The sequence below is a fragment of the Luteibacter sp. UNC138MFCol5.1 genome (genome assembly GCF_900110505.1).
Lineage (GTDB): Bacteria > Pseudomonadota > Gammaproteobacteria > Xanthomonadales > Rhodanobacteraceae > Luteibacter.
This window is the reverse complement of record NZ_FODZ01000001.1, coordinates 63153-89358: the sequence shown is the minus strand read 5'-3', so window position 1 is coordinate 89358 and position 26206 is coordinate 63153. Positions and strand designations below refer to the sequence as shown.

General features: G+C 68.5%; 22 protein-coding genes. 11 read left to right on the top strand and 11 right to left on the bottom strand.

What is annotated here, in order from left to right; genetic code table 11:
- Positions 1–48 precede the first annotated feature (48 nt).
- Entirely contained in the window at positions 49–2187 is a 2139-nt protein-coding gene (locus BMY69_RS00435; protein WP_143070362.1) for a hypothetical protein, read from the bottom strand.
- Positions 2188–2400: 213 nt separating this feature from the next.
- On the opposite strand from BMY69_RS00435, the gene BMY69_RS00430 reads away from it, so the two are divergent.
- The 3 genes from BMY69_RS00430 to BMY69_RS00420 all read left to right on the top strand — a co-directional run bounded on the left by BMY69_RS00430 (position 2401) and on the right by BMY69_RS00420 (position 6563).
- Positions 2401–2868 carry a hemerythrin domain-containing protein gene (locus BMY69_RS00430; protein ID WP_090058331.1) on the top strand — a complete coding sequence of 156 codons (468 nt, stop codon included), beginning with the start codon at positions 2401–2403 and terminating at the stop codon, positions 2866–2868.
- A 133-nt stretch (positions 2869–3001) separates the two neighbouring features.
- Positions 3002–4492 carry an ATPase domain-containing protein gene (locus tag BMY69_RS00425; protein ID WP_090174930.1) on the top strand — a complete coding sequence of 497 codons (1491 nt, stop codon included), beginning with the start codon at positions 3002–3004 and terminating at the stop codon, positions 4490–4492.
- On the top strand, positions 4461–6563 hold the full coding sequence (locus tag BMY69_RS00420; RefSeq protein ID WP_090174929.1) for a hybrid sensor histidine kinase/response regulator: 2103 nt from the start codon (positions 4461–4463) through the stop codon (positions 6561–6563). Before BMY69_RS00425 ends, BMY69_RS00420 begins: the two co-directional genes overlap by 32 nt.
- Before the next feature lie 27 nt (positions 6564–6590).
- On the opposite strand, the gene BMY69_RS00415 is transcribed toward BMY69_RS00420, so the two are convergent.
- Together BMY69_RS00415 and BMY69_RS00410 are read right to left on the bottom strand one after the other, a co-directional pair.
- A complete protein-coding gene (locus tag BMY69_RS00415) occupies positions 6591–8960 on the bottom strand; it encodes a DNA polymerase II (protein ID WP_090174928.1) in 2370 nt (789 codons plus the stop codon).
- Positions 8961–9056: 96 nt separating this feature from the next.
- On the bottom strand, positions 9057–9479 hold the full coding sequence (locus BMY69_RS00410) for a universal stress protein (RefSeq protein ID WP_177191029.1): 423 nt from the start codon (positions 9477–9479) through the stop codon (positions 9057–9059).
- Between the two features lie 150 nt (positions 9480–9629).
- On the opposite strand from BMY69_RS00410, the gene BMY69_RS00405 reads away from it, so the two are divergent.
- From BMY69_RS00405 to BMY69_RS00395, 3 genes are all read left to right on the top strand, one after another.
- The gene (locus BMY69_RS00405) at positions 9630–10529 is read left to right on the top strand and encodes a universal stress protein (protein ID WP_090174926.1); all 900 of its coding nucleotides are present in this window, start codon (positions 9630–9632) and stop codon (positions 10527–10529) included.
- A 40-nt stretch (positions 10530–10569) separates the two neighbouring features.
- Positions 10570–11136: a GNAT family N-acetyltransferase gene (locus BMY69_RS00400; RefSeq protein ID WP_090174925.1), complete on the top strand. Its 567-nt coding sequence runs from the start codon at positions 10570–10572 to the stop codon at positions 11134–11136.
- 61 nt (positions 11137–11197) lie between these two features.
- Positions 11198–12577, top strand: a complete 1380-nt coding sequence (locus tag BMY69_RS00395; RefSeq protein ID WP_090174924.1) for an MBL fold metallo-hydrolase — start codon at positions 11198–11200, stop codon at positions 12575–12577.
- 3 nt (positions 12578–12580) lie between these two features.
- Here the strand turns inward: BMY69_RS00395 and BMY69_RS00390 are convergent, their stop codons facing one another.
- The 4 genes from BMY69_RS00390 to BMY69_RS00375 all read right to left on the bottom strand — a co-directional run bounded on the left by BMY69_RS00390 (position 12581) and on the right by BMY69_RS00375 (position 16987).
- Positions 12581–13462 (bottom strand): universal stress protein, encoded by an 882-nt coding sequence (locus BMY69_RS00390; protein ID WP_090174923.1) that lies wholly within the window; start codon positions 13460–13462, stop codon positions 12581–12583.
- Between the two features lie 8 nt (positions 13463–13470).
- Positions 13471–13926 carry a universal stress protein gene (locus tag BMY69_RS00385; protein ID WP_090174922.1) on the bottom strand — a complete coding sequence of 152 codons (456 nt, stop codon included), beginning with the start codon at positions 13924–13926 and terminating at the stop codon, positions 13471–13473.
- 72 nt (positions 13927–13998) lie between these two features.
- Positions 13999–14421 carry a universal stress protein gene (locus tag BMY69_RS00380; RefSeq protein ID WP_090174921.1) on the bottom strand — a complete coding sequence of 141 codons (423 nt, stop codon included), beginning with the start codon at positions 14419–14421 and terminating at the stop codon, positions 13999–14001.
- Positions 14393–16987 (bottom strand): cation-translocating P-type ATPase, encoded by a 2595-nt coding sequence (locus tag BMY69_RS00375; RefSeq protein ID WP_177191027.1) that lies wholly within the window; start codon positions 16985–16987, stop codon positions 14393–14395. Before BMY69_RS00375 ends, BMY69_RS00380 begins: the two co-directional genes overlap by 29 nt.
- 121 nt (positions 16988–17108) lie before the next feature.
- On the opposite strand from BMY69_RS00375, the gene BMY69_RS00370 reads away from it, so the two are divergent.
- Together BMY69_RS00370 and BMY69_RS00365 are read left to right on the top strand one after the other, a co-directional pair.
- The gene (locus BMY69_RS00370; RefSeq protein ID WP_090174919.1) at positions 17109–18005 is read left to right on the top strand and encodes a universal stress protein; all 897 of its coding nucleotides are present in this window, start codon (positions 17109–17111) and stop codon (positions 18003–18005) included.
- A gap of 72 nt (positions 18006–18077) precedes the next feature.
- Positions 18078–18929: a universal stress protein gene (locus tag BMY69_RS00365; protein WP_177191026.1), complete on the top strand. Its 852-nt coding sequence runs from the start codon at positions 18078–18080 to the stop codon at positions 18927–18929.
- A gap of 1 nt (position 18930) precedes the next feature.
- Here BMY69_RS00365 and BMY69_RS00360 read toward each other — a convergent pair whose 3' ends face one another.
- Positions 18931–19368, bottom strand: a complete 438-nt coding sequence (locus BMY69_RS00360; RefSeq protein WP_255364455.1) for a universal stress protein — start codon at positions 19366–19368, stop codon at positions 18931–18933.
- Positions 19369–19526: 158 nt separating this feature from the next.
- Between BMY69_RS00360 and BMY69_RS00355 the strand changes: the two genes are divergently transcribed.
- Positions 19527–20198 carry a Crp/Fnr family transcriptional regulator gene (locus tag BMY69_RS00355; RefSeq protein ID WP_090174916.1) on the top strand — a complete coding sequence of 224 codons (672 nt, stop codon included), beginning with the start codon at positions 19527–19529 and terminating at the stop codon, positions 20196–20198.
- A 1-nt stretch (position 20199) separates the two neighbouring features.
- Here the strand turns inward: BMY69_RS00355 and BMY69_RS00350 are convergent, their stop codons facing one another.
- Together BMY69_RS00350 and BMY69_RS00345 are read right to left on the bottom strand one after the other, a co-directional pair.
- Complete coding sequence (locus BMY69_RS00350) at positions 20200–22218, bottom strand: PAS domain S-box protein (protein WP_090174915.1); 2019 nt, start codon at positions 22216–22218, stop codon at positions 20200–20202.
- Complete coding sequence (locus tag BMY69_RS00345) at positions 22215–22946, bottom strand: response regulator (protein ID WP_090174914.1); 732 nt, start codon at positions 22944–22946, stop codon at positions 22215–22217. Before BMY69_RS00345 ends, BMY69_RS00350 begins: the two co-directional genes overlap by 4 nt.
- A 188-nt stretch (positions 22947–23134) precedes the next feature.
- On the opposite strand from BMY69_RS00345, the gene BMY69_RS00340 reads away from it, so the two are divergent.
- Positions 23135–24163 (top strand): zinc-dependent alcohol dehydrogenase family protein, encoded by a 1029-nt coding sequence (locus BMY69_RS00340; protein WP_255364424.1) that lies wholly within the window; start codon positions 23135–23137, stop codon positions 24161–24163.
- A gap of 13 nt (positions 24164–24176) precedes the next feature.
- Positions 24177–24938: an SDR family NAD(P)-dependent oxidoreductase gene (locus BMY69_RS00335; protein ID WP_090174913.1), complete on the top strand. Its 762-nt coding sequence runs from the start codon at positions 24177–24179 to the stop codon at positions 24936–24938.
- On the opposite strand, the gene BMY69_RS00330 is transcribed toward BMY69_RS00335, so the two are convergent.
- Positions 24935–26200 (bottom strand): MgtC/SapB family protein, encoded by a 1266-nt coding sequence (locus BMY69_RS00330; protein WP_090174912.1) that lies wholly within the window; start codon positions 26198–26200, stop codon positions 24935–24937. The two genes, BMY69_RS00335 and BMY69_RS00330, sit on opposite strands and share 4 nt — an antisense overlap.
- Positions 26201–26206 lie beyond the last annotated feature (6 nt).

Below are 26206 nucleotides of genomic sequence, written 5' to 3'. Positions count from 1 at the left end.
CGAACAGGCGACGCGCGTGCTCGTATTCCCGACGCATCTCGTCGGCGCTCAATGCCCGTTGCCACACCGCGACGTAGCGCGTGAGGATCGCCCCATGCCGCCCGCGTCGCCGCCGTCCTTCCACGCGTTCACGAGCACCTTGCCGTTGAGCGGCCGCGTCGCGAGCCCGCCGTAAGCCTCTTCCCGTAGCTCACCTTCGACGGCCGGGCAGTAGAAACGTACCGTCCCCCTCGCCGCGTCGATGGACACGATCGCGAAACGCGGCTCCGCGCGGGTCGCCACCGGTTGCGGCGTCGCCGTTGTCAGGGCCTTCACTTCGTTCGTCAGCGCCAGGCGGAAGCCGGTGCGCCCGGAGTCGTCGACCGCGGCGTCGTAGGAGTGTTGCAGCGTCGAACCCGCGAGCCGCGGCGCGAAACCCTGGAACGTCCCGAGCGCGCGACCGGCGTTACTGGCCGGACCGACGCCGACCGGCGTGCTGAACACGGCGGCGTAGGTGATGCTCGCCGTCTCGTCGATGTCCGTCCGGAAGCCGTGGGTGTTGTTGGGCGAGAGCGCGCCACGACTCGTGAATGCCGGCCGGCCGATCGGCGCGAGCGCGGCGGCGCCGGTTCCCGATCGGTCGATGAGGTCGTTGCGCGCATCGCCATCGAAATGCCATTCGCCGTCCGGCTGAGTCCGCGCCATCCAGACGAGGTCGATGTCGCCGACTAGCGCGTAGTTGTGCATCGGCCGCGTGCTGCCGTCGCTGGCGATGTAGACGTCGACGTCGCCCGCACCGTCACGGATGTTGGTGCGCGGTCCGCCGACACGGCCCGCGATGCCGGCGGGCTCCGCGACGTCGCCCCAACCCAGCGTGACCTTGCGCGCATGGTCAGGCAAGTCGGTCTTCAGGCCAAGACGAATCATGTCGACAGCGACGACCTCCACCGTGTCGATCAGGTTGTCGTCGGCGTCGTCCGCCATCACGAGCGCGTCGTTGGCGTCGCGCACGTCGAAGCCGGCGTTGCGCGTCGCGCCGACCCAGCCCGTATCGATCGTCACGCCACCCGCGGGGACGTTGAAGACGATGTCGATCGTTCGTGCGTCGACTCGGACGGCCGCGACCATGTCCAGCGCCGGATGGCGTAGCGGGACGCCGGCGGTGCGGTCCCGGATCAGCTGATGGATGGCGCGTGCGAAATAGCGGCCCTGCCAGCGGTGGCTCTCGTTGGTCAGGTGGAGCATCGGCTGGTCGAGGGACGATTCGTCGACGTAATCGAAGACGTACTGCGGGTTCACCATGCGGAGGTACGGGCTGGACGCACAGGCGTCGCGCTGCGCGAGCGCGATGAAAGGATTGCAGAACGCCATGCTCGTCGCGCCGTAGCTGTTGTGGCTGCATACCTGTGCGACGAGCCAAAGCGGGCGCCATGCCTGCTCGGGCAGGTCGACCTGACAGAGCTTCAGCCAGTGCGCGCGCTCCAGCGCCACGAGCTTCGTGCGGTAGCTGGCACGCGTTTCGGTGAGACCCGTTGAATCCGTTTCCCCCTGCTGCCATGTCGTCGCGAGCCAGCCGATGCTGGTGCCGTCGCGCCGGCCTTCCTCGCGCATCAACGCGAGCATCGCCTTCAGACGCGTTTGGCTGTTCAGCCAGCCCTGGTAACCACCGGGGTTCGTATCGTCCAGGAACGTCGCGAAGTAACCGATCGGCCGGCCGCCCTCCGCGCTGGTGAAGGCGCTGTAGCGGCTGTACTGCGCTTCGTAGGGAACGCCATCGAGCGCGGCGGTGTATTCGACGAGCCCGTCCGCGCAGGCGTTCGTGCCCACCTCGCCGCCGGTGCCGTGACCCCCGTCGTACTCGACCAGTGGCGCGAGGCTCGTCATCGCCGTGGTATCGGTGCCCGGGCGCACGCCGCCGTTGAAGGTGACGTTGGCATAGATCTGCTGGAGCGTCAGCGCCGGCCGGCCGCCCGTACCCACGGCATTGGACTGGCCGTGGAACATGATGAGCTCCCGGCGCGCGCGGACGATCGTTTCCACGGCCGGCGCATCGGCGGCGACCGCGGGCGTCGCGAGCAGCCAGGACCATCCGGCGCCCGCAAGGCCGAGGCCGCCAGCGACGGTGGCACTCCGGAGAAGAAACGCGCGTCGCGAGACATCGGTCTCGTCGTGCGCGACCGCCTGTGCCGTTGTCTGTGGTGTCTTCATGGCGTCATTGAAGAAAGCGCCGTGTCGACGAAACGGCACGCGGGCGGCCTTCTGGCCGAAATTGACTAGCGATCGATCGCGACACGCCAACCCACGCCATCGGGATCGCCCTTCCGGGTCAACTTTTCGTCGTCGGCATAACGGTTGGGCGCTACGCGACCGTCACCGTGTCGCTGTGAGGCTAGACCTCCCCAGCCATCGCCAGGAGAACCCATGGATGCCATCGCATTGCTCAAGCAGGACCACCAGGTGGTCAAGCAGCTGCTCGAAGAACTCGCCGAGTCCACGACCCGTGCCGTGAAGAAGCGTCAGGAGCTTCTTCAGAAGATCCACGTGAACCTCAAGGCGCATACGACCATCGAGGAGGAGATCTTCTATCCGGCGTTCAAGGCCGCCGGCAAGAAGGACGAGGAAAAGATGTATTACGAGGCCCTCGAGGAGCATCGTGCCGCGGAAGACCTCGTTCTGCCCGATCTCCTGAACACCGACCCGTCGACCGAGCAGTTCTCCGGTCGCGCCAAGGTCCTGAAGGAACTGATCGAGCATCATGTCGAGGAAGAAGAGGGCGACATGTTCAAGGATGCGAAGAAGCTCCTGAGCAAGGAGGAGCTGCAGGACCTGGGAGCCCGCATGGAGGCTCGCAAGGCCGAGCTGCTTGCCGAGCTGAAGGCGGCGGCCTGACGATGCGATGCGAGCGCCCGACCCTGGTGGCGGGCGCTCACGTCGCGCTTACTCACGCCGGGCCACGATACACAGCGCTCCGCGCCGGTCATGTACCGGCTCGTCCTGTCGCCTCATAGTCCGGTAGCCGTCCATGCCCCCAAAGCGCGTTTCGACCGGTACCAGCGGTCTCGATACCATCCTCGGCGGTGGGCTCCCCGCCAACCGGCTCTATCTGCTCGAAGGACAACCCGGCTCGGGCAAGACGACGCTTTCATTGAGTTACCTGCTCGACGGCCTGGCCAAGGGCGAGAGCTGCCTCTACGTCACCCTTTCCGAAACAGCCGACGAGCTCGCCGAAGTCGCCGAGGCGCATGGCTGGTCACTGGAAGGCCTCCACCTGTTCGAGCTCGCGTCGGCGGAAGCCGTTCTGGGCGACGGTCGCCAGCAGTCGGTGCTGCATCCCTGGGAGATGGAACTCGACGGCACCGTTCGGTTGATCCAGACCGAAGTGGAACGTACCAATCCGAGCCGGATCGTCTTCGATTCGCTTTCGGAATTGCGGCTGCTTGCGCAGGATCCGCTTCGCTACCGGCGCCAGGTCCTGGCCCTGAAGCAGTTTTTCGCACCGCGCAACATCACGGTGATGCTGGTGGACGATCTGACGGGTGAGGGCGGAGGACGCGACGCCCACCTGCACAGCCTCTGCCACGGCGTCATTTCGCTCGAACGCCTGACACTCGATTTCGGCGCGGCCCGGCGCCGGCTTCAGGTCCAGAAACTACGCGGCGTCGACTTCATGGCCGGCTATCACGATCTTGCCATACGCACGGGTGGGCTCGAGGTGTATCCCCGTCTCATCGCTTCCGCTTACCACGCGCCTTTCGTCGGCGAGCCGGTGCTCAGTGGGATCGCCGAACTCGACGAGCTCCTCGGCGGCGGCCCCCTGCGCGGTACTAGCACCCTCCTCACCGGGCCTGCGGGCTCAGGCAAGACGAATCTCGCGTTGCAGTACGTCGCGGAGGCCTGCCGTCGCGGAGAAGCATGCGCCATCTTCGAGTTCGACGAACGCACGGGGACGCTGCTGACGAGAGCGGAATCGCTCGGCCTGGATCTTCGGCCGCATATCGAGAGCGGATTGCTCACGCTGCGCCAGATGGATCCCGCGGCGATCTCGCCCGGCGAGTTCGCCTGGACGATCCGCCGCGCGGTGGAGGATGGATGCCGGATACTGGTGATCGACAGCCTCAACGGGTACTTCACGTCGATGCCGCAGGAAAAGCAGCTGATGTTGCAGGTGCACGAGCTGCTCTCGTTCCTCAACCAGAACGGCGTCAGTACGATCCTGATCCACCCGCAGCACGGACTGGTGGGATCGATGTCGGTGGGTGACATCAATGTCAGCTACATGGCGGACACCGTGATCCTGTTTCGCTTCTTCGAGGCACAGGGCCGTATCCGCAAGGCCATCTCGGTCATCAAGAACCGTAGCGGCGCGCACGAGGACACGATTCGAGAGCTGCGCGTCGACGATCACGGACTGCGCCTCAGCGCGCCTCTGGATCAGTTCCGCGGCGTGCTGACGGGCACGCCGCAGTTCGTCGGTGCCGCCGATGCGCTCCTGGAGCAGCGCGGTGCCGGCTAGCAAGCCCGTCTATATCGCGGCGCCTTATCGCCGCGATGCGGACACGATCGCCGACGTGCTCCGCCGGGCCGGCTACCTTTCGACCGTCCATCCGTCGCTGGAGGCGATGGCGCCGGCGCTGGACGAACGCGTCGGCGCCGTCGTGCTGACCGAAGAAGCCATATCCGGCGACCTGTCGGTCCTCGTGGCGGTGCTCCGAAGTCAGGAGGCATGGTCGGACATTCCCTTCATCCTGCTGCGTCCCGCGCGTGCACACACGCTGGCGCACCGCGCCGCGTTGCCGCCCGAGGTCATCAACCTCGTCGAACTGGAACGGCCCTTGGGCGAGGCCTCGTTGGTCAGCGCGGTGGCCGCGGCGCTGAAGGCCCGGCAGAGGCAGTTCGTCATCCGGGATCAGATCCTCCGTCTGGCGGCGAGCCAGGCGGCGCTTGCCGCGAGCGAAGCCGAGCTCCGGCTGATCGCGGACTCGCTCCCGGTGTTGATCGCCTTCATCGATCGCGATCTCGTCTACCGTTTCGCCAACGCCGCGTACGAATCCTGGCTCGGGAAGCCGCTGAGTGAGATCGTCGGGCAAAAGGTCGAGGACGTCATCGGACCCGAGCCCTGGGCCACGCGAAAGGACGCCATCGCGCAGGCTCTGCTCGGGCGCCCCGTGCGGATCGAGGTGAGCTGGCCTCACCGCAGCGGCCAGCGGCGCGACGCCGAGATACGGTACTTGCCCCGGCACGCCCCCGACGGCAGCGTCGACGGCTTCCACGTGTTCGCCACCGACGTGACCGCGAGGAAGGTCGCCCTGCAGGCCATCGAGCACGAGGCGGCGCGGCTGGAGGCCCGCGTGGCCGAGCGCACGGCCGAGCTCGAGGCGGAGATGGTGGCGCGCGAACGCAGCGAGGCCGCGCTGCGCCAGGCGCAGAAGATGGAAGCCGTCGGCCAGCTGACCGGCGGCATCGCGCACGATTTCAACAACATGCTCACGGGCATCCTTGCGGCCATGGACGTCATGCGGATGCGTATCGCCCAGGGTCGCACCGACGATCTCGGCCGCTTCATCGACGTGGCCAGCGGTTCGGCCGAGCGGGCGGCCGCGCTGACGCAGCGGTTGCTCGCGTTCTCGCGCCGTCAGTCGCTGGACCCGAGGCCGGTCGACGTGGCCGGGCTCGTGCGTTCGCTCGAGGACCTGCTTGCGCGCACGCTTGGCGAGCGGGTGCGCCTGACCGTCACCCTCGACGACGATGTTCCGAAGGCCATGGTGGACCGCAACCAGCTCGAGAGCGCGTTGCTCAATCTTGCGATCAACGCCCGCGACGCCATGCCCGAGGGCGGTGATCTCTGCGTCGCGGTGGGCGCCCGGTCGGGCGTGGTCGGTTGTAGGGAGGTCGCGGACGTGGCGACGCGGTGGGACGTCCCCGAGGGCGAGCACGTGGTGATTTCCGTCACGGACACGGGCGTCGGGATGGACGAGGACACGCTGTCCCGCGTGTTCGAGCCGTTCTTCACCACGAAACCGATCGGCCAGGGCACCGGCCTCGGCATGTCCATGATCTACGGATTCATCCAGCAATCGCAGGGACACATCCGCGTCCATTCGCGACCCGGCGCCGGGACCACCGTCGCGCTCTATCTGCCGCCATGCCATGACAAGGAAGCCGCGGAGCGAAGCACGCGCCAGGACGCCGCCGTGTCCGACGGTCGTGGCCAGCGCATCCTTCTCGTCGAGGACGATCCCCAGGTGCGCGTGCTCGTGGCCGACCTGCTCACCGAACTCGGCTACCGGGTACGGACGGCCGACGCGTCCGATGCCGCGCTCGCGACGCTCGCGGACGATCCCGCGATCGATCTGCTGATCACGGACGTCGGCCTCCCGGGGCGCAGCGGCCGCGAGCTCGCCAGCATCGTTCGCCAGTCGCAGCCGTCGCTACCGGTGCTTTTCATGACGGGGTATGCGCAAGGCGCCGCGACACGCTCGGCGTTCCTCGACCCCGGCATGAGCATGATCCTCAAGCCGTTCGAACTCGCGGCCTTCAGCCAGGCGGTGAACGGCATGTTCGCCCGCGCATCGACGGCCGGGTGAAAGCGCGACGCCCGTGCTCAGCCGGGATCAGAACAAACCCGGCTGGCGGTTCGTCAGCGCCGCGAGGCTTTCGCCCAGAGGCGCCAGGATCGCGTCGGCGATGGGTTCCAGCTGGTTCGACAGGTAATGCTCGTGATCGATGGCCGAGGCGCGCGCCTCAATGGGCTCGGGACCGGCCAGCGTCATCACATAGCTGATCCATCCGCCGTTCTGATAGCGCAGCGGCCGGCCGTGGCGCGCGTTGTACTCGTCGGCCATGCGCGCTGCGCGCACCTGGGGTGGAGTGGTGCGGTCGTACGAGTCGAGTTTTCCGCGCAGACGCTTGCGGTAGACGAGCTGGTCGTCGAGCTCGCCGGCCTGCAGGCGGTTCACGTAATCGACGACGTAGTCGGCATACGGCTCGCGACGGAAGATGCGCCCGTAGAGCTCGCGCTGGAAGCGCTGCGCCATCGGTGTCCAGTCGCTGCGGACCGTTTCGAGGCCGCGGAAGGCGAGCTCCTCCTCGCCGTCATCGTTGACGAAGAGGCCGGCATAACGCTTCTTGCTTCCCGCCTCGCCGCCGCGAACGGTCGGCATGAAGAAGCGGGCATAGTGCGTGTCGAACTCGATCTCGAGGTGGTTCTCGATGCCGTGGGCGGATGCGAGCGACGTCTTCCACCAGTCGTTGATCCGCTGCCGCAGCCGGTCCGCGACGGCCATCGCCTCGGTCTCGTCGTGCGCGCGGCCCAGCCAGATGAAGATCGAATCGGTATCCCCGTAGATCGCCTCGTACCCTTCGTCCTCCACGAGCCTGCGCGTGCTGCGCATGACTTCGTGGCCGCGTAGCGTGACCGCGGCCGCGAGCCGGGGATCGAAGAAGCGGCCACCGGACGCGCCGAGCACGCCGACGAACGCGTTCATGAGGAGCTTGAACGCCTGCGACAGGGCCTGGTTGCTTTCGGCCTTGGCCTGATCGCGCCGCTTCCATAGGTGGTCGATGATGCCAGGAAGGCAATGCCGGGTACGCGAGAAATAGGTGTCGTTCGGTCCGGGCACGGCGTTCGACGGGTCCAGCATGCCTTCGGCCAGCCCGATGGGGTCGACCAGGAAGGTGCGGATGATCGAGGGATACAGGCTCTTGTAATCGAGCACGAGGACCGAGTCGTAGATGCCCGGCCGCGAATCCATCACGAAGCCGCCGGGATAGGACTCGCCATGCGCGGCACCGGCGCTCGGTGCCACGTAGCCTTCGCGATGCATGCGCGGCAGGTAGTGGTGGCTGAAGGCGGCGATGGAGCCGCCGGACTGGTCGGCGGGCAGGCCCGTCGCGTTCGCGCGTTCGAGGACGAAGTCGAGCAGCCGCGTCTTCGCGAAGATGCGCGTCACCAGTTCGCAGTCCACCAGGTTGTAGCGTGCGAGCGCCGGTTTGTCCTCGCGGAAACGACGCTCGATCTCGTCCATGCGATGGTACGGATCGTCGACGTCCTTGCCTTCGCCGAGCAAGGCCTGCGCGACGGATTCGAGGCTGAACGAAGGGAACGACCACATCGCCGAACGCAGCGCCTCGATGCCGTCGATGGCGAGACGACCGGGGATCGACGCGAACACGTAGTTCTCCCGGCGCCCGTGTTCGCGCCAGTCGACCGGTCGGCCACCGCGGCCCAGCGACAGCACGAGCCCGTACTGATCCGCGCACGCCTGCAGGAGCCGAAGGTCGAACTGCACGAGGTTCCAGCCGATGATCGCATCGGGATCGTGCTCGCGGAACCATGCGTTGATGGCGTAGATCATCGCGCGGCGGTCCGCGCAGTACGTCAGGACGAAGTCCCGCGGGCCCGGTTCGCCGGCAGGTGGCTCGCCGAGCATGTAGACGTCGCGCCGCCCACACCCCTCGAGCGCCAAGGAATAAAGCTCGCCCATCGCACTGGTTTCGATATCGAGCGACACGATGCGCAGCGTCGGGCGATGGGGCTCGCCGGGGCGAATCCGCGGATTCACGAGGACGGCGTGCGCGTCGTCTTCAGCCGCTTCGACCGTCACCGAGGCGGTGATGAAGCGTTCCATGAGATACCGATCCGTCGGCCGGACATCGGCTTCGATCAGGGCGATGCCGCGTTCGGCGAGCCGCTTCTCGAGCCGCAGCATGGCGCGGTAGTTCCGGGCGTACAGCCCCACCACGGGCTCCTGGTCCAGGGTCTTCATCGCCAGGGGCCTGAGTTCGAACACCGGGTCGTTGCGGACCGCCGCCTCGACTTCGCCGCGTTGCGATTCCCGCACGAAGGCGACCGCCGTCTGTCCATTCACCACGACGTGTCGCGGGCCGTCGTCCGTCGCCAGCCAGAATTCGAGTTCCACGCCATCGCGCGTGTCGCGCCAGTGGCGCGTGAGGATGTAGCCACGTCGAGCGGGGGAAACCATCGCGCGATTTTACAGCGGCGCGGGCGGAGGAAACCGCCGGACGGGCGTGGTCTGCTGACAGCGTGCCGTCAGCAGGGACGTCATGTGTGGCGTCGGTTACGGAAACACCATCACGGGCGTATCGCCATCCAGTACGACGTTCCGGGCCACGTGACGCAGCGATCGCGAGTCCTGGGGGTGTCCGTAGAGCACGACGAGGTCGCATCCGCCGTGGTCGGCGGCGTCCACGATCGCCACCGCATGGCGCGTGTCGATGATGTACCGCGTGGTGACGGCGACGCCCTGCGCCGTTGCGATGGCCGCCACGTGCTCCAGTGCGTCCTGCGCGTGGGTGATCGCCCGGCGCTGGCAGGCGTCGGGGCCGATGAAGTCGGCCAGGCGGGCGACCGCGGGCAAGGGCGACATGACGAAAACCACCTGCAGGCGGCTCGACAACGCGCGGGCAAGGTCGACGCAACGCCCGGCGCATCGGTGCGCCCCTTCCGAATTGTCGATCACGAGAAGGATGTTGCGGAACATGGATGCATTCCCGCCGACGGCGGCCGGCGTCGACACCACGTTGCCAGACCGCTGCGCCATCCACTTGACCTGGATCAAGGCGAGCGTCTGCCCTCCCGGGGACACTCCAGTCGTCGAAGCATATGGCCCACCGACGGAGACGAGATCACCATGTCCACGACCACCGCAAGCAAGCCATCCACCGCACCCGCGCTGGGTCAGCCCGCATACCGCGACATAGCCGTCGCCGTCATGGACATGCCCGCCGATGGCGCCGCACTGGCGGCGGCCGCGGCGCTCGCCAGGAACCACGGTGCCGAACTGGACGTCCTTCAGGTTCTGCCGATGCCGCTGCCGGCCGTTGACGCGTGGGCACTCATCCCCGACCCATCATTGACAGAACGGTACTCGGAGCTCCGCGCCGCGGCGGCGAAGCATACGACCGAACTGGAACGGCGGCTGCCGACGCTGGGCGTGCAGGGCCGAGTGCAGGTTCTCGAGGCATTCTACGAGTCGCCGACCAGCGTCCTCGCGGCCGCGGCGCGTCGCACCGACATCAGTGTCCTCGCCCGGCCGGTGAACGCCCCCGCGTCCACCGCCCGCGTCCACGCGCAGTTCGCGGGTCTGCTGCTGGAGTCGGGGCGCCCCGTCATCGTGGTGCCGGCGGAGCTCGACACGCCGTGCTTGCCGCCGCGGCACGTGACCATCGCGTGGGCCGATACGTCGGAGTCGGCGCGCGCGGTACACGATGCGCTGCCGCTGTTGAGAACGGCCGAGAGCGTCGACGTCGTCATGGTCGACCCTGTCGCGAGCCAGCTCGAAGAAGCGGGCGCTTTCGGCGACACGCTCGCAGCGCACCTGAAGCGCCACGGCGTGAATACACGGCTTCATGTCGAAAAGTCGAGGGGACGGCACGTGAGCCGCGTCATCCTCGATCGCGCGAGCCGCTCGCGCGCGCATCTGATCGTCGCGGGTGGCTACGGGCACAGTCGCCTGCGCGAATGGGTCGTGGGCGGTACCACGCGCGCATTGTTCCACGACTCGCCCGTCCCGCTGTTCTTCTCGCACTGATCGCCCGCGCAGGCCCTCCCGAACACTCCCGGAGAACGCGATGTCAAACACCAGCGCCGCAACCACGGACAAGCCGCCCGCCTTCGCCTCGATCAACGGCGATCACTGGATCGAGACGCTGCTGGACGGCAGTCACGTACTCATCCGTCCGCTGCAGCCGGAAGATCGCGAGCGCGAGGCGGCGTTCATACGCCGCTTGTCGCCGGAAGCGAAACGTTGCCGTTTCCTCGGCGAACTGCGCGAAGCTTCGAAGGAACTTCTCGACAACCTCATGGAAGTCGACTACGTGCACGCGATGGCCTTCGTCGCACTCGTGCATGACGACGGTGAACTCCGTGAGGTCGGCGTCAGCCGCTACGCGGCATCCGACGACGGGACGCGATGCGAGTGCGCGGTCACCGTCGCGGACGACTGGCGCCACCGAGGTCTCGCCGTCGCGCTGATGCGCCATCTCATCTCCGTCGCGCGCAGCAAGGGATTCAAGACGATGTACTCCATCGACCTCGCCGAGAATGGCGAGATGGAAGAGCTCGCGCGCTATCTGGGATTCACGCGCATGCGCGACCCCGAAGATGCGACGCTGGTGATGCATTCGCTGAGGCTCTGAGGCCGCGAACACGGTACACGCGCCTGGCCGGCGATGGCCGGCCGTCCAAGGAGAACGTCGCATGATCGTGTACGCGTGCCACGGCGCCGCGCTTGGCGTGACGGGATCGTGCCATCTCGTCGAATGTGGCGAGAGCCGGGTGCTCATAGACTGCGGCCTGTTCCAGGGCGGACCGGACGCCATGGATGCGAACGCTCGCGGCTTCGGATTCGAGCCGCGGAGCATCGACGCCGTGCTGCTGACGCATGCACACCTCGACCACTGCGGCCGTCTGCCCAAGCTGGTGCGCGACGGATTCACGGGTTCGGTGTATACCACCTCCGCGACGCGTGAACTCGCCCGTATCGTGCTGCTCGACGCGGCTTCGCTGCAGGAGGAAGAAGCGCGGCGCGCCGCCGCCCACGGATCGTCGGCGAGGCCGGTCTCCGATCTGGCCGACGCGTTCCGCGCCCTGGAGTCGTTCGACCGCGTCGCCACCTACGACGAGGCGATCGAGGTCGCACCCGGCATCCGCGCGACGTTCGTCGACGCGGGCCACATTCTCGGTTCGGCCTCGATCGTGCTCGATCTCGACGACGGTAAAAGCCAGCGGCGCATGGTCTTCTCCGGCGACCTCGGTCACCACGGATCAGGCATCCTTCGCGAGCCGCGGCCCGCGCCGGATGCCGACGTGGTGGTCATGGAGACGACATACGGCGATCGGCCACACCGTTCGTTCGAAGCGACGCGGGCGGAGTTCTACGGAGCCGTCGCGCACACCCTGGCCGCCCGAGGCAACGTGGTCATTCCGACGTTCGCGCTCGAGCGCGCGCAGGAGATCCTCTATTGCCTGCACCGCGGCGTGCGGGGCGGCATGTTACCGTCCACGCTTTCCGTGTTCCTCGACTCGCCGATGGCGATTTCGGCCACCGAGGTGTTTCGCCGGCACGGGGAAATGTTCAGCGACCGCTTCCGCGACGAACTGCGGCGCGAGGACCCCTTCGCCACGCCGCACCTGCACTTCACCCGCAGCGTCGAGGAATCGATGGCCATCAACAACATCGAGGGTGGCGCGATCATCCTCGCCGGTTCGGGCATGTGTACCGGCGGCCGCGTTCGTCATCACCTGCGCCACAATCTCACGCGTAGCCGTTCGTCCGTGGTGTTCGTCGGCTACGCCGCCGAAGGCACGCTGGCGCGCGAGATCGTCGACGGCCGCACGAGCGTACGCATCGGACGCCACGACATTCCAGTCCGGGCGAAGGTCTGGACGATCAACGGATTCTCCGCGCATGCGGACGCGCCCGAGTTGCTGGCGTGGCTGGGCGACGCACGCCGCCAGCGGGTGTTCCTCGTCCATGGCGAGGCGACGCGCGGCATGGCCGCGATGCGCGATACGCTACGCCACCGCGGCGTGTCCGTGGTCTGTCCCTCGTTCGATACGGCGTGCCGTCTGGCGTGAGTGTCAGTGACAGAGAAAGGTGGCGATCGACCCGTGCTCCAGGACGTGACGGGTCGCGCCGCCGAACAAGCGCTCGCGCAGCGGCGCATGGCCATAGGCACCCATCACCAGGAGGTCGGCCTTGAAACGGCGGCACCGATCCAGCAGGGCGGTGCCGGCGACCGCCGGCGCCGCGCTGAGGCGGCCGCGTGTCGTCTCGATGCCGTGACCCGTCAGGAAGGCCATCGGGTCGAAGACCGGCAGATCGTCGGGCGCCTTCTCCATGCCGCCGACGAGTAGCAGGACCTCCCTGGCGGCGGAGAGGAACGGGAGTGCCGCGCGCACCGAACGCGTGGCGGGCTGACTGCCGTCCCATGCGACGACGACGCGGTCGAAGACACCGGACGGCGCGCATACGGTCGGCAGGATGAGACAGGGAACGCCGAGCCGTACCAGGTGGCTGAGGCCATCGAGCGGCTTCAGATGCGGATCGCCAGGCCGCTGCACGACGATGAGGTCATGCCAGGCGGCCAGTGAAGCGAGACGCCGTGCGACGTCCACCTCCGCCGTCGTCCATCGTGCCGACGACGTGCCGACCGTGCGGGCGAGCTGGAGAAAGCAGTCGCCATCGCCCCCGGGCTCGAGATCACGTGCGTGCACGGCTTCGGGCGGCCGGTCGAGCAGCGAGAAGATGGTGGCGTCATGGCTCGGCTCGTGAGCGCCGAGGAAAGCCGGCGACACGACCAGTCCGGTCACGGAGCCCTTGTTGCGCGCCGCCAGGCGGCTGGCGACGAATGACGCGGCATCGCGCGGCGCGCCGACGATCGCCAGCACATCGCCGACGGGCTGGAGGCATGTGTCCATGCCGGTGAGCGACGGACTGGGTGCGGAGGTCTGCTTGGTCATGGGGAGCCTCAGTGGGCGACATGTGGGGCGCGACAGACGAGGACGGGAAGCTGGGTGGTCAGGAGGATCTTCTGCGTCTCGCTGCCGAGAAGCAGGCGTTGCAGGCCACGTCGGCCATGCGACCCGACGACGAGGAGGTCGCACCCGCGAGCTCTCGCGACCTCCTCGATCGTGCAATGGATCGGCGCACCGATCTCGCAGAACGTGTGGCAGGTCACGCCGGCAGCCGCGGCGGCACGCTCGACGTCGAGCAGGTAACGCGCCGCGTCGTTGCGTGCGGTATCGAGGTACGTCGTTTCACAACCGGGGAGCATCATCTCGCCGTAGGTGGTCGCACGGAATGGCTCGATGACGTGCACGGCCGTGACGGATGCGCCGCACGCCTTCGCAAGGCCCATCGCGGTACGTATGGCGATGGCGGCGACGGACGAGCCATCGGTCGCCACGAGCAGGTGCTTGAACATGAAGAGGCCCTCGTCGGTCTGGACCGATCGTCTCTCGGCGCCCGGCCTGGCCTATTGACGTGGATCAAGCGACTAGCGAACCACCAGGACGGGAACGCGCGAATGTGAGAGCACCTTGAGCACGACGGAGCCGAGCAGCACGCTGCCGACCGCGCCACGTCCATGCGACCCCATGGCCACGAGGTCGAAGCGTCCCTTGCGGGCGAACTGCACGATCTCCACGGGCGGATCCCCGACGAGCATGGCTTCTTCATGGGCCCGGCGCTCCCGGGCGAGCAGCCTCCGCACGCCACGCATGGCGTGCGCGTAGTTGTGCGCGTGGAACTGCGCCACCGCCACGGCGTCGAGGTAACCGCTCACGTGCGCACTGAGAGGGGGGTCGACATACAGCAAAGTGAGATCGGCCGCGTTCCTGGATGTTGCCCATTGGCGGAGCACGAACCGCAAGGCGCGCGCGCCGTATGGACTACCGTCGACAGCAATCAGGATCTTCATGGCGAGGTCTCCTTTCGTTCCGATGGAAGCCGGCGACCGTCGCGTAGCCCGTATGGTTCCGGGCCGGCGCGGTGCCGAAGGCGAGCGCGACGACACGGTGCATCGCCACGAGCCAGCCGGCTGTGAGGGTGAGGACGCCGCCGACCTGCGCGACCGTGGCGAGCGTCGGTGGACCGAAGCCGAGCAGGGCGCGCAAGGACGGAATGCCGCAGACCGCCGCGCCGATAAGTCCCGTGACCAGTGCCAGAACGGCGAGCCATGGCGAACGCGAAGGGTGCCGGACACGGGCACCGGCCATCACGAGAAGCAACGTGACGGCGAGAATGCCGAGGAACGACGAAAGCGCGGCGGTGGAAGGCGCCACGCCAGCGGCGAGGGCCATGCCATGGCCGGCCACCAGCGCGGCGGAAGCGCCCACGCCCTGGAGCATGCCGGTGGAAACATTGCGCCAGCCGAACGGCGAGTCGGAGGCGCGGCGTGGCGGCCGTCGCATGATGCCGGCGCGTTCGGGCATCGCCTCGAACACGACGGAACACGCCGGATCGATGACCATTTCGAGCAGCGCGATCTGTACGGGAAGGAGCAAGGGAGGCCAGCGCAGGATCAAGGGCACGACGGTGAGGGCGAGAACGGGCACGTGCGCCGCGGCCACGAAGCGCATGGCGTGCCGCACGTTGTCGAAGATCCGCCGGCCGGAGCGGATACCCTCGACCAGCGCCGCGAAGCGGTCGTCGAGAAGGACGATGTCCGCCGCGTCGCGTGCGACATCGCTTCCGCGACGGCCCATCGCGATACCGACATCGGCGGCGCGCAACGCAGGTGCATCGTTCACGCCGTCGCCCGTCATCCCGACGACATGGCCTGCACGCTGCAACGCCCTGACAAGGCGTAGCTTCTGCGTCGGCCGGACACGCGCGCACACGTCCACGTCGCGCATGCGTCGCGCCAGTTGCGCGTCGTCCATCGCATCGATGTCGTCGCCGGTCAGGATGCTGCCCGGCCGCAGCCCCGCCTGCGCCGCGATCGAGCAGGCGGTAGCCGCGTGGTCGCCCGTCAGCATCACCACGCGGATTCCGGCCTGGGCGCATTCGCGGATCGCCGAAGGGACTTCGTCGCGGAGGGGATCGGCGAGCGCGACGAGGCCCGCCAGGCGGTATGTCGCCACGGACGGGTCGTCCGGCAGGCGCGGCGAGCATACCGTTGCCGTGGCGACCGCCAGCACGCGCTGGCCGCGCGACGCCATGGACGCGGCGAGTTCGCCGATGCGGTCCCGGTGGTGCTCGTCGGCATCGCAAAGGCGGAGCACCGCTTCGGGGGCACCCTTCACCACGGACGTCCAGCGACCGCCACCGGGGACGCCGAAGACGCGCGCGGTGAACGGACGGTGTTCCGCGACCGGGAACTCTCGCGCCGGAGCGTGCGCCGGCACGGCGGTGCCCTGCCGATCGAGGCGGTCGCGCGCGAACCGGGCGATAGCCTCGTCGGTGGGGTCGATCGATCGCGGTGGAGTCGCATCGATCAGCGTGGCGACAAGATCGCGTGGCGCCGCGCCTGTCGCATTCACCACACCGTCCGCGCTGGCGACGGCGACGACCGACATCCGGTTGCAGGTCAGCGTCCCGGTTTTGTCCACTGCCAGCAGCGAGATGGCGCCCAGGGTCTCCACGGCCGCCAATCGTCTCGTGAGGACCGCCCGACGCGCGATACGGTGTGCCCCGAGCGCGTAGAACACGACGAGGATCACGGGGATCTCCTCAGGCAGCATCGCCATGGCCAGCGCGATTCCCGAGAGCGCGGCCTCGGAGGGCGGACGCCCAGCCCACCACCACGACCCGACGGCGACGCCGGCGGCGAGAAACAGCGCGATGATGGCGAAGAACCGGACGATCCGGCTGGCGGCACGCTGCAGCGCGGACGCGACGGTACGCGCGTCTGCGAGCGAGGTGCCGATGCCGCCGAGCATCGTCCGCGTTCCGGTCGCCGTGGTCTCCATCCAGCCGCTGCCTGCCAGGACGAGCGTGCCAGCGCGAAGCGGCGGCCCTCGCTGACCGGGTTCGTGTTCGACGGGGATCGATTCACCCGTCAGCAGCGATTCGTCGACCAACACGTGCCCCTCGAGGAGAGCGCCGTCAGCGATCACGCGTTCGCCTTCGGAGAGCAGGAGAACATCGCCACGGACGACCTCGCGAGCCGGGATCGTCCGCAGCACGCCGGAGCGGAGCACCCTTGCCGATGGTGCGGCGAGCCGCCTGAGTGCGGCCAGCGCACTGCGTGCTCGCCACTCCTGCACCGCGGAGATCGCGACAACCAGCGCGACCGATGCGCCCAGGAAAATGGCTTCCGCGGCGTCGCCGAGCCAGGCGTACACGGTCGCGGCGAGGATCAGCAGAAGGAACATCGGCTCCCCGACGATGCCGAGCAGCACGGCGGAACAGCGACCTCCGGCGCCTTCTGGAAGGTCGTTCGGGCCGTCCTGCGCGAGGAGACGGCGTGCTTCAGCGTCGTCGAGCCCGCGCCGTTCGGGCGGGTTCCTTCCGGAACGGTCGTCGTGCTGCGCCGCGGCCACGGTGGGTCCCTCTGGTGGGTGTGGCCATGGTCGCGATGTCATGCGATGCCACCTTGATCCACATCAAGGCCAGTCGGACGCCCGCGACTATAACGAAAGCCCGAGCAAGCGGACTCCCGCCATGACCGAATCGACCGCGCACGAAACCGTCGAGGCCTCCCAACACGTGGTCGGCCACGCCTTCCGCGATATCGCCGTGGCGCTTACGGGCGTCCCGGGCGATTCGTCCGCTTTCGAGGCAGCCGTCGATCTCGCACGGCATTTCGGCAGCCGGCTGGAGCTGCTACAGATGCTCCTGATGCCCACGCCGTTCGTCGATGCATGGTCGCTGGTGCCGGACGCGAGTTTCTACCAGGTGTACGACGACATGCGGCAGCTCGCGCGGAAGGAGAGCGAAGCGTGGCGTGGGAAGCTCGCGGCGCAGCGGGTGGAAGGCGATGTCCGTGTGCTGGAAGCGCTGTACATCGAACCGTCCGCGCTGGCGGCGCACGCCGCGCGCACGACGGATCTGGTCGTGCTGTCCTTGCCGTTCCGGGCGCCGATCGACACCTCCGTCGTGCACGCGTATTTCAGCGGACTGCTCGCCGGTGCGGGACGTCCCGTGCTCGTCGTCCCGTCGACCTCGACCGCCACGCTGCCGCCGCGTCGCGCGATGGTCGCCTGGACGGACGCGCCGGAAGCCGCGCGCGCGGTGAACGACGCGCTGCCGCTTCTGCGCGGCTGCGACGCCGTCGACATCGTCTCGGTTCGCCGCGACCCGGCGGTGCCCCCCGCGGGGCGTCGCCTCGACGACCTGTGCAGGCACCTGCGGCGCCACGGCGTGGACGCACGAAGCCTCGTGGTCGACCCGGGCGAGTCGACGGTCGCCGCCACATTGCTGTCGCACGCTTCCCGCACGCGCGCGCAGCTCCTGGTATCGGGCGGCTACGGACATTCGCGTCTGCGCGAGTGGGCCGCCGGGGGCGTGACGCGCGAACTCTTCCTCGACGCACCGATTCCCATCCTCTTCTCGCACTGAAAGGGCGCCGCCATGAGCACGACCTCCGCACCGCCCTCCACGGAGCCGGTCCCATCATCGCCAGCCGGTGCGATGCAAGCATCCTGTTTCGCGGACGTGCTCGCGCTGCTCACCATGGATCCGCAGGATGGTGCGTTGGTCGAGGCGGCGGTGGCGATCGCGGACGGCATGCCGGCGCGAGCGATCTTGCCCGTCGGCCTGCCGGACCGTGTTCGCTGTCCCTGGGGTGTGTCGCCGCAGAGCGCGCTTCTCGCCGATCATCGCGCGCGTCGCGAGGACGCGAGCGCGCATCTCGCCATGCTCCGGCGCACCGCGACGCGTTGCGGTGGCATCGTCGATTGCCTGGCACTCGAACATGCCAACCATGGACTGATTGGCAGCATCCTGTCGGTGGCTCGGACGGCGCGCCTCCTGGTGCTGGGCGTGCCGGCGGACATCGGTCGCACGCTGACACCGGATCGCCGCTTCACGGACGCGCTCGTCGCCACCGGCCGGCCGCTGCTGGTGTTGCCACGCAAGGCGAATCTCGTGACGAGGCCACGACGCGTACTCGTCGCATGGCGTGACGGTCCGGCGTCGAGTCGCGCCGTCCACGAAGCGCTGCCCTGGCTCCGCTCCGCGCACGCCGTCCGGGTGGTGACCGTGCTCGGGCCATCGCTTTCCCAGGCGGAGCGGGAATCCGCGGCGGGCGAGGCGCGGCTTCGTGGCCACCTGGCGCGCCACGGCGTGACCGCGACCGTTGCCTGCGTCGACGCGCAGAACCGGCCGCCGGAACACGCGCTGATGGACGAGGCGGGGGCGATGGGCGCCGACCTGATCGTGACGGGCGCCTATGGGCATCCGCGTGCGCTGGAGTTCGTGTTTGGCGGCACGACGATCAACCTCCTCTCGCGCTGCCGCTTGCCGATCCTGATGGCGCACTGACTCAGCGGCACAGAAGCAGGTCCGCCGCTAGAGGACGGCGTAGCCGCGGCTCGTCCTCCAGGCGGGAACCGGAACGGACGATCACGAGGTCGCAGGCCTGTGAATCGACGGTCGCGGCGATCAGTACGCTCTCATCGCTTCCGAACGCGAAGCGAAACGCGTGCTCGACCCCCAGGGCCTTCGCGACACGACGAGCGCGCTGAAAGAGCGTGCGCGCGTTCCCGACGCCGATGCGCGACGCACCGGGCGCCGGGGCGCCCGGCACCGGCCGCTTCAGGACGATGAAGAGGATCGTGACACGCGCGCCGAGACACCACGCGAGGCGCATGCCGACGAGTACCGCCCGGAACGACTCCGGACGACCATCGACGACGACGAGCAGGTGTCGGAACAAGGAAGCATTCCCGTGGCAGGCATGGACGGTATGACATCCCGCCACGACCGTGCCGACGTTGATGCCGGTCAATCACCGTGAGGTTCACGCCGGCCGCCGTTACACGCCGTTACACGCCGTTACGCGGCGTCTTCCCGCAGTCATGCTGCGGGAGTCCTCGCTCCATAAGCTCGTAGCCGAATGGTGAATCCCCGGGAGGGAGCATGAACACCGGTCGCCCGTCCATCGCTTTGCCCGCCATCGATATCGACGCGCTCTGCCGTGCCTTCCCGCTGGCGCGACGGCGCCACGCCTGTGGACAGCACCTGTTTCGCGCGGGACAGCCATTCCGCGCGATCCACCTCGTGCACGAGGGCTCCTTCAAGGTGTCCGACCTCACCGAAGACGGCCGCGAGAAGGTGGCCGCGTTCAAGATGAAACACGAACTCGTCGGTGTCGATGCGATCGGACTGGCCGACTACGTGAGCGATGCCGTCGCCCTGGAAGACAGCGAGACGTGGGCGCTTCCCTATCCCGCCGTGCTGAAAGCCGCCGCCGATATTCCCGGACTGCAGGAGCAGATCCACGCCGCGCTCGCCGCGGAGATCCGCTTCGATCACGCATGGATGCTCCTGCTTGCCACCCTTGCCGCCGAGCCGAGGGTCGCGGCCTTCCTGATCGACCTCGCGGCTCGCCAGGCGCGTCTCGGCATGAGTGCCAGCCATTTCGTGCTGCGCATGACACGGCTCGACATGGCGAGCTTCCTCGCGCTGAAGCACGAGACCGTCAGTCGTGTCCTCGGCAGGCTCGTCGACATGCGCTATATCGACGTGCGGCGTCGCGAGGTGCACCTGCTCGACATCGACGGCCTGCGAGCCATGGCGCAGGCCGCATGACTCAAGGATCGCCATCGAGCACCCGTCGCAGCGCCGCCGCGAGCTGCTCGCGGCGATAGGGCTTGCGCAGCAGCATGCCCGGCAAGGGGGCATTTGCGTCGTCTTCGCTGGATCCATGCTCGTATCCCGACGTGAACAGCACGCGCAGCGCAGGATGACGTTCACGCAGCTCCGCGGCGAGTTCGAAACCCGATTCCCCCTCGCCGAGCGCCACGTCGGTGAACAGCACATCGATCCCGGGGTGGATCTCCAGCGCCGCTCGCGCGGCCGTCGCGCTGGCCGCCTCGACGACCTCGTATCCGAGACCACGCAGGAAGGCGACCGCGATGCGCCTCACGCCCGCTTCGTCTTCCACCACGAGCACGGTCTCCGTGCCCTGCTGGATGTCGCAGGGTGGCGCGGTGGCATCCGCCGCGTCGACTGCCCCGGGCAGGAAGAGTTCGACGCGCGTGCCGGCACCGGCCTGGCTGTGAATCGCGAGGCGGCCGCGCGACTGCGTGGCGAACCCGTAAACCATGCTGAGTCCGAGCCCGTTGCCGTGGTTCGGCCCCTTGGTCGTGTAGAACGGTTCGAGCGCGCGTGCGAGCACCTCCGGCGGCATGCCTTCGCCCGTGTCGACCACTGAAAACACGACGTAGCGCCCGGGCGCGAGGTCGCCGCCGCCGTGTCGTTCGTCGTGTGTCCGCGCGGATATCGTCAGCTTGCCGCCGCGCGGCATGGCGTCGCGGGCATTCAGTGCGAGGTTGACGATCGCCGCTTCGAGCTCGCCGGGGTCGGCATAGACGGAGGGCAAGCCCTCCGGGCATTCGGCGACGAGCGCGATTCGTTCGCCCAGCGTGCGGCCGAGCATGTCGTTGAGGTCGGCGAGCAGGAGTTCGCAGCGCACCGGCTGGGGATTGAGCCGTTGCCGCCGCGAGAATGCGAGCAGCTTGCGCGTCAGCACGGACCCACGCTCCACCGCACGCGACGCGCTGGCGATCGTCTCCTGTACCTCGGGATCCACGGGCATGTCGCTCTCGAGCAGTTGCAGGTTGCCAGACACGATCGTCAGCAGGTTGTTGAAGTCGTGCGCGATGCCTCCGGTAAGTTGTCCCAGTGCGTCGAGCCTTTGCGCGTGCGCCAGCTGCTCCTCGCTGCGGCTGCGCTGGATCGTCGCGGCCAGGATGTTGGCGACGGACCCGAGGAAATGCTTGCGGTCCCAGTCGAACGATTCGTCGGCCGGCACCCCGACGACGATGTATCCCGCCGGTGCCTCGCGATCGGGCAGAGCGGCCCAGACGCCGTCGCGGATGGCGGAACGCTTGCCCGCTTCGTCGGACGGATCGGGAAATGGCAGGCGGGCGGTCGGATCGGGCCCCAGGGCCGGAGGCAATAGCGCGGCAAGCGTCGCGACATCGATGCGTCGCGCGAAGTTCTCCAGCGCGTCCAGGTCCACCCCCGTGGCCGCGGGCACACGGAATCCCGCCCGTGTCGGATCGGGAAGCAGCAGCGCGACGACGCTCACGGAAAGCGCCTGCGCTACGAGGGCGGGGATGCCCTCCATCGCAGCCTCGACGTTCGCGGCGAGCAGGATGCGCCGACTGATCTCCGCGAGTCCGCCGTCGTATCGGGCTCGCGCGAGCGCCTGGCGTGCGCGCTGCGTCTCGGAGATGTCGCGGATCGACGCGGCGAACAGCGGCGTGGCGCCGCCGGACACTGGGCTGAGCCCGATTTCCACGGGGAACGCGGTGCCATCCGCGCGAACGCCCGTCAGCTCGTAGCCTGCCCCCATCGGACGTACGCGCGGATTGCGCATGTATGCCGTCCGGTGCGCGACGTGCACGTCACGCACCGCACCCGGGAGCAGGTCTTCGATCGGGTGCCCGCGCAGTGTATTCGCAGCGTAACCGAACAGGACGTCCGCCTGGGGATTGGCCAGGACGATCGTACCGTTCCGGTCGACGACGACCATCGCATCGGGCGCGGTGCGAAAGAGCGCCTGGTAGAGCTCGGTGTCGAACACGGGCGCCGGCGCGGTCATGTGCTGCGCACCGTGGGCGTGAAGACATAACCCGTGCCGCGCACGGACTGGATCAGCCGGGGCCGCTGCGGATCGGTTTCGATCTTCCGGCGCAAACGGCCCACCTGGGCGTCGATGGCGCGGTCGAACGGACCGGTGTCGCGCCCGTGCAACTTCGTCATGAGCTGGTCCCGTGTCAGCACGTGGTTGGGATGGTCCACCAGCACGCGCAGCAGCGCGTACTCGCCGGTCGTCAACGCGATGGGGCGCCCGTCGGGCGCATGCAGCGTGCGCGCCGCGGTATCCAGCGTGAACCCGGCGAAGGCGAAGGCCGGCGGGGTGTTTCGCGCAGGGGCCTGCGACGCCTGCCTCGCGCGACGCAGCACGCTACGCACGCGGGCCAACAGCTCGCGGAGGTCGAAGGGCTTGGTGACGTAATCGTCGGCCCCGAGCTCGAGCCCTACGACGCGATCGACCGGCTCGCCGCGCCCGGTCACGATGACCACCGGACCCTGCCAGGCCTCGCGAAGGTAACGGGTGATGGAGAGGCCATCCTCGCCCGGTAGCCCGAGGTCGAGCAGCACCAGATCGACACGGCTGCGCTGCAGGTGTTCGCGCATCTGCGCGCCGTCGGCCGCTGTCGCGGTGGCGAATCCTTGCGCGTTGAAATAGCGCGCGAGCAGGTTCCGCACGTCGGGCTCGTCGTCGACGATCAGCAGGCTGTCGACCGGCATGTCGCTGGACTTCATCGGGCCACCCTTCTCGGAGCCGTCCGTCGAACCTCTGGATGCCGTACCGCGGCGCGGTACCCCGTCGCCGCCCCGGACCCGATTACGATAGCGCCAACCGCGACGGCCGTGCCACTTGATGCTGGTCAAGGCGTGCGACACGCCGTCACGGCATCCTGCCCCGCATCGACGATGCGCGGAGGTGCCGGATGGCGGTGGGACCGATCACGAACGACGCCGGTTGCCGTATGGAAGCGCGCGCGATGGTGCAGCGTCGGCCGGGGGAAGCGCTGTCGCTCGAGTACATGCCACCCGGCGTACCGTCGGCTGGCGAGGTGCTGATACGTATCGAGGCCTGCGGCGTCTGCCGCACCGACCTGCACGTCGTGGACGACGAGCTCCCCGGCATCGTGACGCCCATCGTTCCCGGGCACGAGATCGTGGGGCGGGTGGAATCGGTCGGCGGAGGCGTCGAATGGCCGACCGCGGGCAGTCGCGTGGGCGTGCCCTGGCTGGGCAGCACCTGCCAGGTCTGCGGTTACTGCCGTAGCGGTCGGGAAAACCTGTGCGATGCGGCGGAGTTCACCGGGTATACGCGGCCGGGCGGCTTCGCGACGCATGTGGTCGCGCGCGCGGCCTATTGCATAGCCCTGCCCACGCATCGCGAAGCCGTCGCGCTCGCGCCGTTGCTCTGCGCGGGCCTGATCGGATGGCGCGCCTTGCGGCGTGCGGGCGACGCCCGGCGTCTGGGCCTCTATGGCTTCGGCGCGTCGGCGCACATCGTCGCCCAGGTGGCGATCGCGCAGGGCCGCGAGGTCCTCGCATTCACCCGTGATGGCGACGCCGCGGGGCAGGAGTTCGCGCGCTCGCTCGGCGTCGGTTGGGCCGGTTCGTCGCTCGACGACCCGCCTGTGCCGCTCGACGCCGCGATCGTCTTCGCGCCCGACGGTAGCCTCGTGCCGCGCGCGCTTCGTCAGCTCGCGAAAGGCGGCACGGTGGTCTGCGCGGGCATCCACATGTCGACGATACCGGCGTTCGACTATCGCTGGCTGTGGGAAGAGCGTTCGATCGCCTCGATCGCCAATCTCACGCGTGACGACGCACGCACGTTCTTCGCGTCCGATGAATCCGCGGGCGTCGTCACCACTACGCGGGCTTATCCGCTGGAGCGCGCCAACGAAGCACTGGACGACCTTCGGCACGGGCGGATCCGTGGCGCCGCGGTCCTTGTTCCCTGACGGAGTACGAACCATGAAAAGACTCAACGGCAAGGTCGCGGTCGTGACCGGTGGTTCCGTCGGTATCGGCGCCGCGTGCGTCGAGCGCATGGCTGGCGAGGGCGCGCGCGTCGTGATCGCGGACATCCATCGGCCGCCGGATTCGGTCCTCGATCGCCTGCAGGCATCGTCGGTGAGCTTCATCCGTACCGACGTGTGTCGCGAGCAAGACGTCGCCGGCGCGGTCGAGCACGCGCTTTCCCTCTACGGGCGGCTGGACGTGATGGTGAACAACGCGGGGATCACCGGCGCGAACAAGCCGACGGACGAACTCTCCGAGGATGAGTGGGACCGCGTACAGCAGGTGAACGTCAAGGGCGTGTTCTTCGGCACGAAGCACGCGATACGGCCGATGCGCGCGGCGGGCGGCGGCAGCATCGTCAACCTGTCGTCGATCTACGGACTCATCGGCGCGCCGGACCTTCCGCCTTACCACGCGTCGAAAGGCGCCGTGCGCCTCATGTCGAAGACCGACGCGCTGCTTTACGCGAAAGACCGCATCCGCGTGAATTCGGTCCATCCCGGGTTCATCCGCACGCCGATGGTGGAGGGCCACGTGGCGAGCATGGGCGGCGACGATGCCGCACACTTCGAGGAGCTCGCCGCGCTGCATCCGCTGTGTCGTCTCGGTACCGCCGACGAAGTGGCCTGGTGTGTCGTCTTCCTCGCCTCGGACGAATCCTCGTTCGTCACGGGGGCGGAACTGGTCGTCGACGGTGGTTACACCGCCCGCTAGCGGCGTATCTCGTCGAGCATCGAGGGGAGGAACACGCCGCCGGCGAAGACGAGCACGATGAACGCCACGCCGGGCACGACGCCGAGGGCGAAGCGGCGTCCGCCGCGCCACGCCGCCAGCGTACATTTCAGGGTCGCGTTCGCGGCGAGCGCGGCGGTCATGTTGGCCGCTGCCGCGCCTGGGTCCAGGTGCGCTCCCGAGACGGCTCGTGCCAGCGACGCGCCGGCAGCATGCACATCGACGATGCCCGAGACGACCATCACCCACGGGAGGCTCGCGTCGCCGAGCTCGTCACGTGCGATGGCGACCAGCAACGTCACGCCACCGAGCAGGGCGACGAAGCGCAACACCTCGCCGAGTTCGAAGGGCCGGCCGCCATCCAGCGTCGACAAGGATTCGCCATGGGATGGCGAACGCCACCCGGCCGCGAGGGCGACCACGACGGCCGCGCCGCCGGCGGCGGCGAGCGGCACGGCAAGTTGCCGTGCCAGGACAGGCGACACCGCGGCGACGATCACGCCCAGCTGCACCAGCGTCCCGACGTTCGACATCAAAGCCGCGCCTATCGCGAGGCGGGTCGCGGCTGGTGTGCTCTTCGCGCGATCGCCCATGGCGGCGACGGTCGCCGTGCTCGAGACGAATCCGCCCGCCAGTCCCGCGATCACGAGCCCGAAGCGCGGTCCGAGCAGCCGTAGCGAGAGGTACCCGAGCGAGGCGATGGCCATGATCGCCACCGCCAGCATCCACAGCTCGCGCGGATTGATCACGGCCCAGGGGTCGATGGGGCGGTCCGGCAGCAACGGCATCACCACGAACGCGGCCGCCGCCAGCGTCAGCAGGTCGCCGAGCTCCTCTTCCGACAGCCACTGGCGGGACAGACGATGGAGGCGACGACGGTTGGCCAGCAGTATCGCCGCGACGACACCGGTGCCGCCTGCGACGGCGGGAGCGGACACGGCGAGCAGTCCGAGCAGGAACGTGACCACCATGGCGACCTCGGTGGTGAGACCCGCGTCGGACGGCTCGGCGGCGGCATGCTTGAGGGCCGCGACCAGCACCACGAAGGACCCCGCGACGTACACCGCGGGTAGACCGATGAGGCCCGCGATCGCTCCCGCGAGCGACAACAGCGCGAACGTCCTGACACCGGCCTGGTCCACGCGCGAGCCGTGGCGTTTTGCCCGCTCCCTCTCGAGACCCAGCAACAAACCGACCCCGAGCGCGACGCTGAGCGCGGTGACTTCCGGTGGGAGCGGGAACACGACCGC

Coding starts and splice junctions, on each gene's coding strand:
- BMY69_RS00435 (WP_143070362.1), bottom strand. CDS start 2,187: ATGAAGACACCACAGACAACGGCACAGGCGGTCGCGCACGACGAGACC.
- BMY69_RS00430 (WP_090058331.1), top strand. CDS start 2,401: ATGGATGCCATCGCATTGCTCAAGCAGGACCACCAGGTGGTCAAGCAG.
- BMY69_RS00425 (WP_090174930.1), top strand. CDS start 3,002: ATGCCCCCAAAGCGCGTTTCGACCGGTACCAGCGGTCTCGATACCATC.
- BMY69_RS00420 (WP_090174929.1), top strand. CDS start 4,461: ATGCGCTCCTGGAGCAGCGCGGTGCCGGCTAGCAAGCCCGTCTATATC.
- BMY69_RS00415 (WP_090174928.1), bottom strand. CDS start 8,960: ATGGTTTCCCCCGCTCGACGTGGCTACATCCTCACGCGCCACTGGCGC.
- BMY69_RS00410 (WP_177191029.1), bottom strand. CDS start 9,479: ATGTTCCGCAACATCCTTCTCGTGATCGACAATTCGGAAGGGGCGCAC.
- BMY69_RS00405 (WP_090174926.1), top strand. CDS start 9,630: ATGTCCACGACCACCGCAAGCAAGCCATCCACCGCACCCGCGCTGGGT.
- BMY69_RS00400 (WP_090174925.1), top strand. CDS start 10,570: ATGTCAAACACCAGCGCCGCAACCACGGACAAGCCGCCCGCCTTCGCC.
- BMY69_RS00395 (WP_090174924.1), top strand. CDS start 11,198: ATGATCGTGTACGCGTGCCACGGCGCCGCGCTTGGCGTGACGGGATCG.
- BMY69_RS00390 (WP_090174923.1), bottom strand. CDS start 13,462: ATGACCAAGCAGACCTCCGCACCCAGTCCGTCGCTCACCGGCATGGAC.
- BMY69_RS00385 (WP_090174922.1), bottom strand. CDS start 13,926: ATGTTCAAGCACCTGCTCGTGGCGACCGATGGCTCGTCCGTCGCCGCC.
- BMY69_RS00380 (WP_090174921.1), bottom strand. CDS start 14,421: ATGAAGATCCTGATTGCTGTCGACGGTAGTCCATACGGCGCGCGCGCC.
- BMY69_RS00370 (WP_090174919.1), top strand. CDS start 17,109: ATGACCGAATCGACCGCGCACGAAACCGTCGAGGCCTCCCAACACGTG.
- BMY69_RS00365 (WP_177191026.1), top strand. CDS start 18,078: ATGCAAGCATCCTGTTTCGCGGACGTGCTCGCGCTGCTCACCATGGAT.
- BMY69_RS00355 (WP_090174916.1), top strand. CDS start 19,527: ATGAACACCGGTCGCCCGTCCATCGCTTTGCCCGCCATCGATATCGAC.
- BMY69_RS00350 (WP_090174915.1), bottom strand. CDS start 22,218: ATGACCGCGCCGGCGCCCGTGTTCGACACCGAGCTCTACCAGGCGCTC.
- BMY69_RS00345 (WP_090174914.1), bottom strand. CDS start 22,946: ATGAAGTCCAGCGACATGCCGGTCGACAGCCTGCTGATCGTCGACGAC.
- BMY69_RS00340 (WP_255364424.1), top strand. CDS start 23,135: ATGGCGGTGGGACCGATCACGAACGACGCCGGTTGCCGTATGGAAGCG.
- BMY69_RS00335 (WP_090174913.1), top strand. CDS start 24,177: ATGAAAAGACTCAACGGCAAGGTCGCGGTCGTGACCGGTGGTTCCGTC.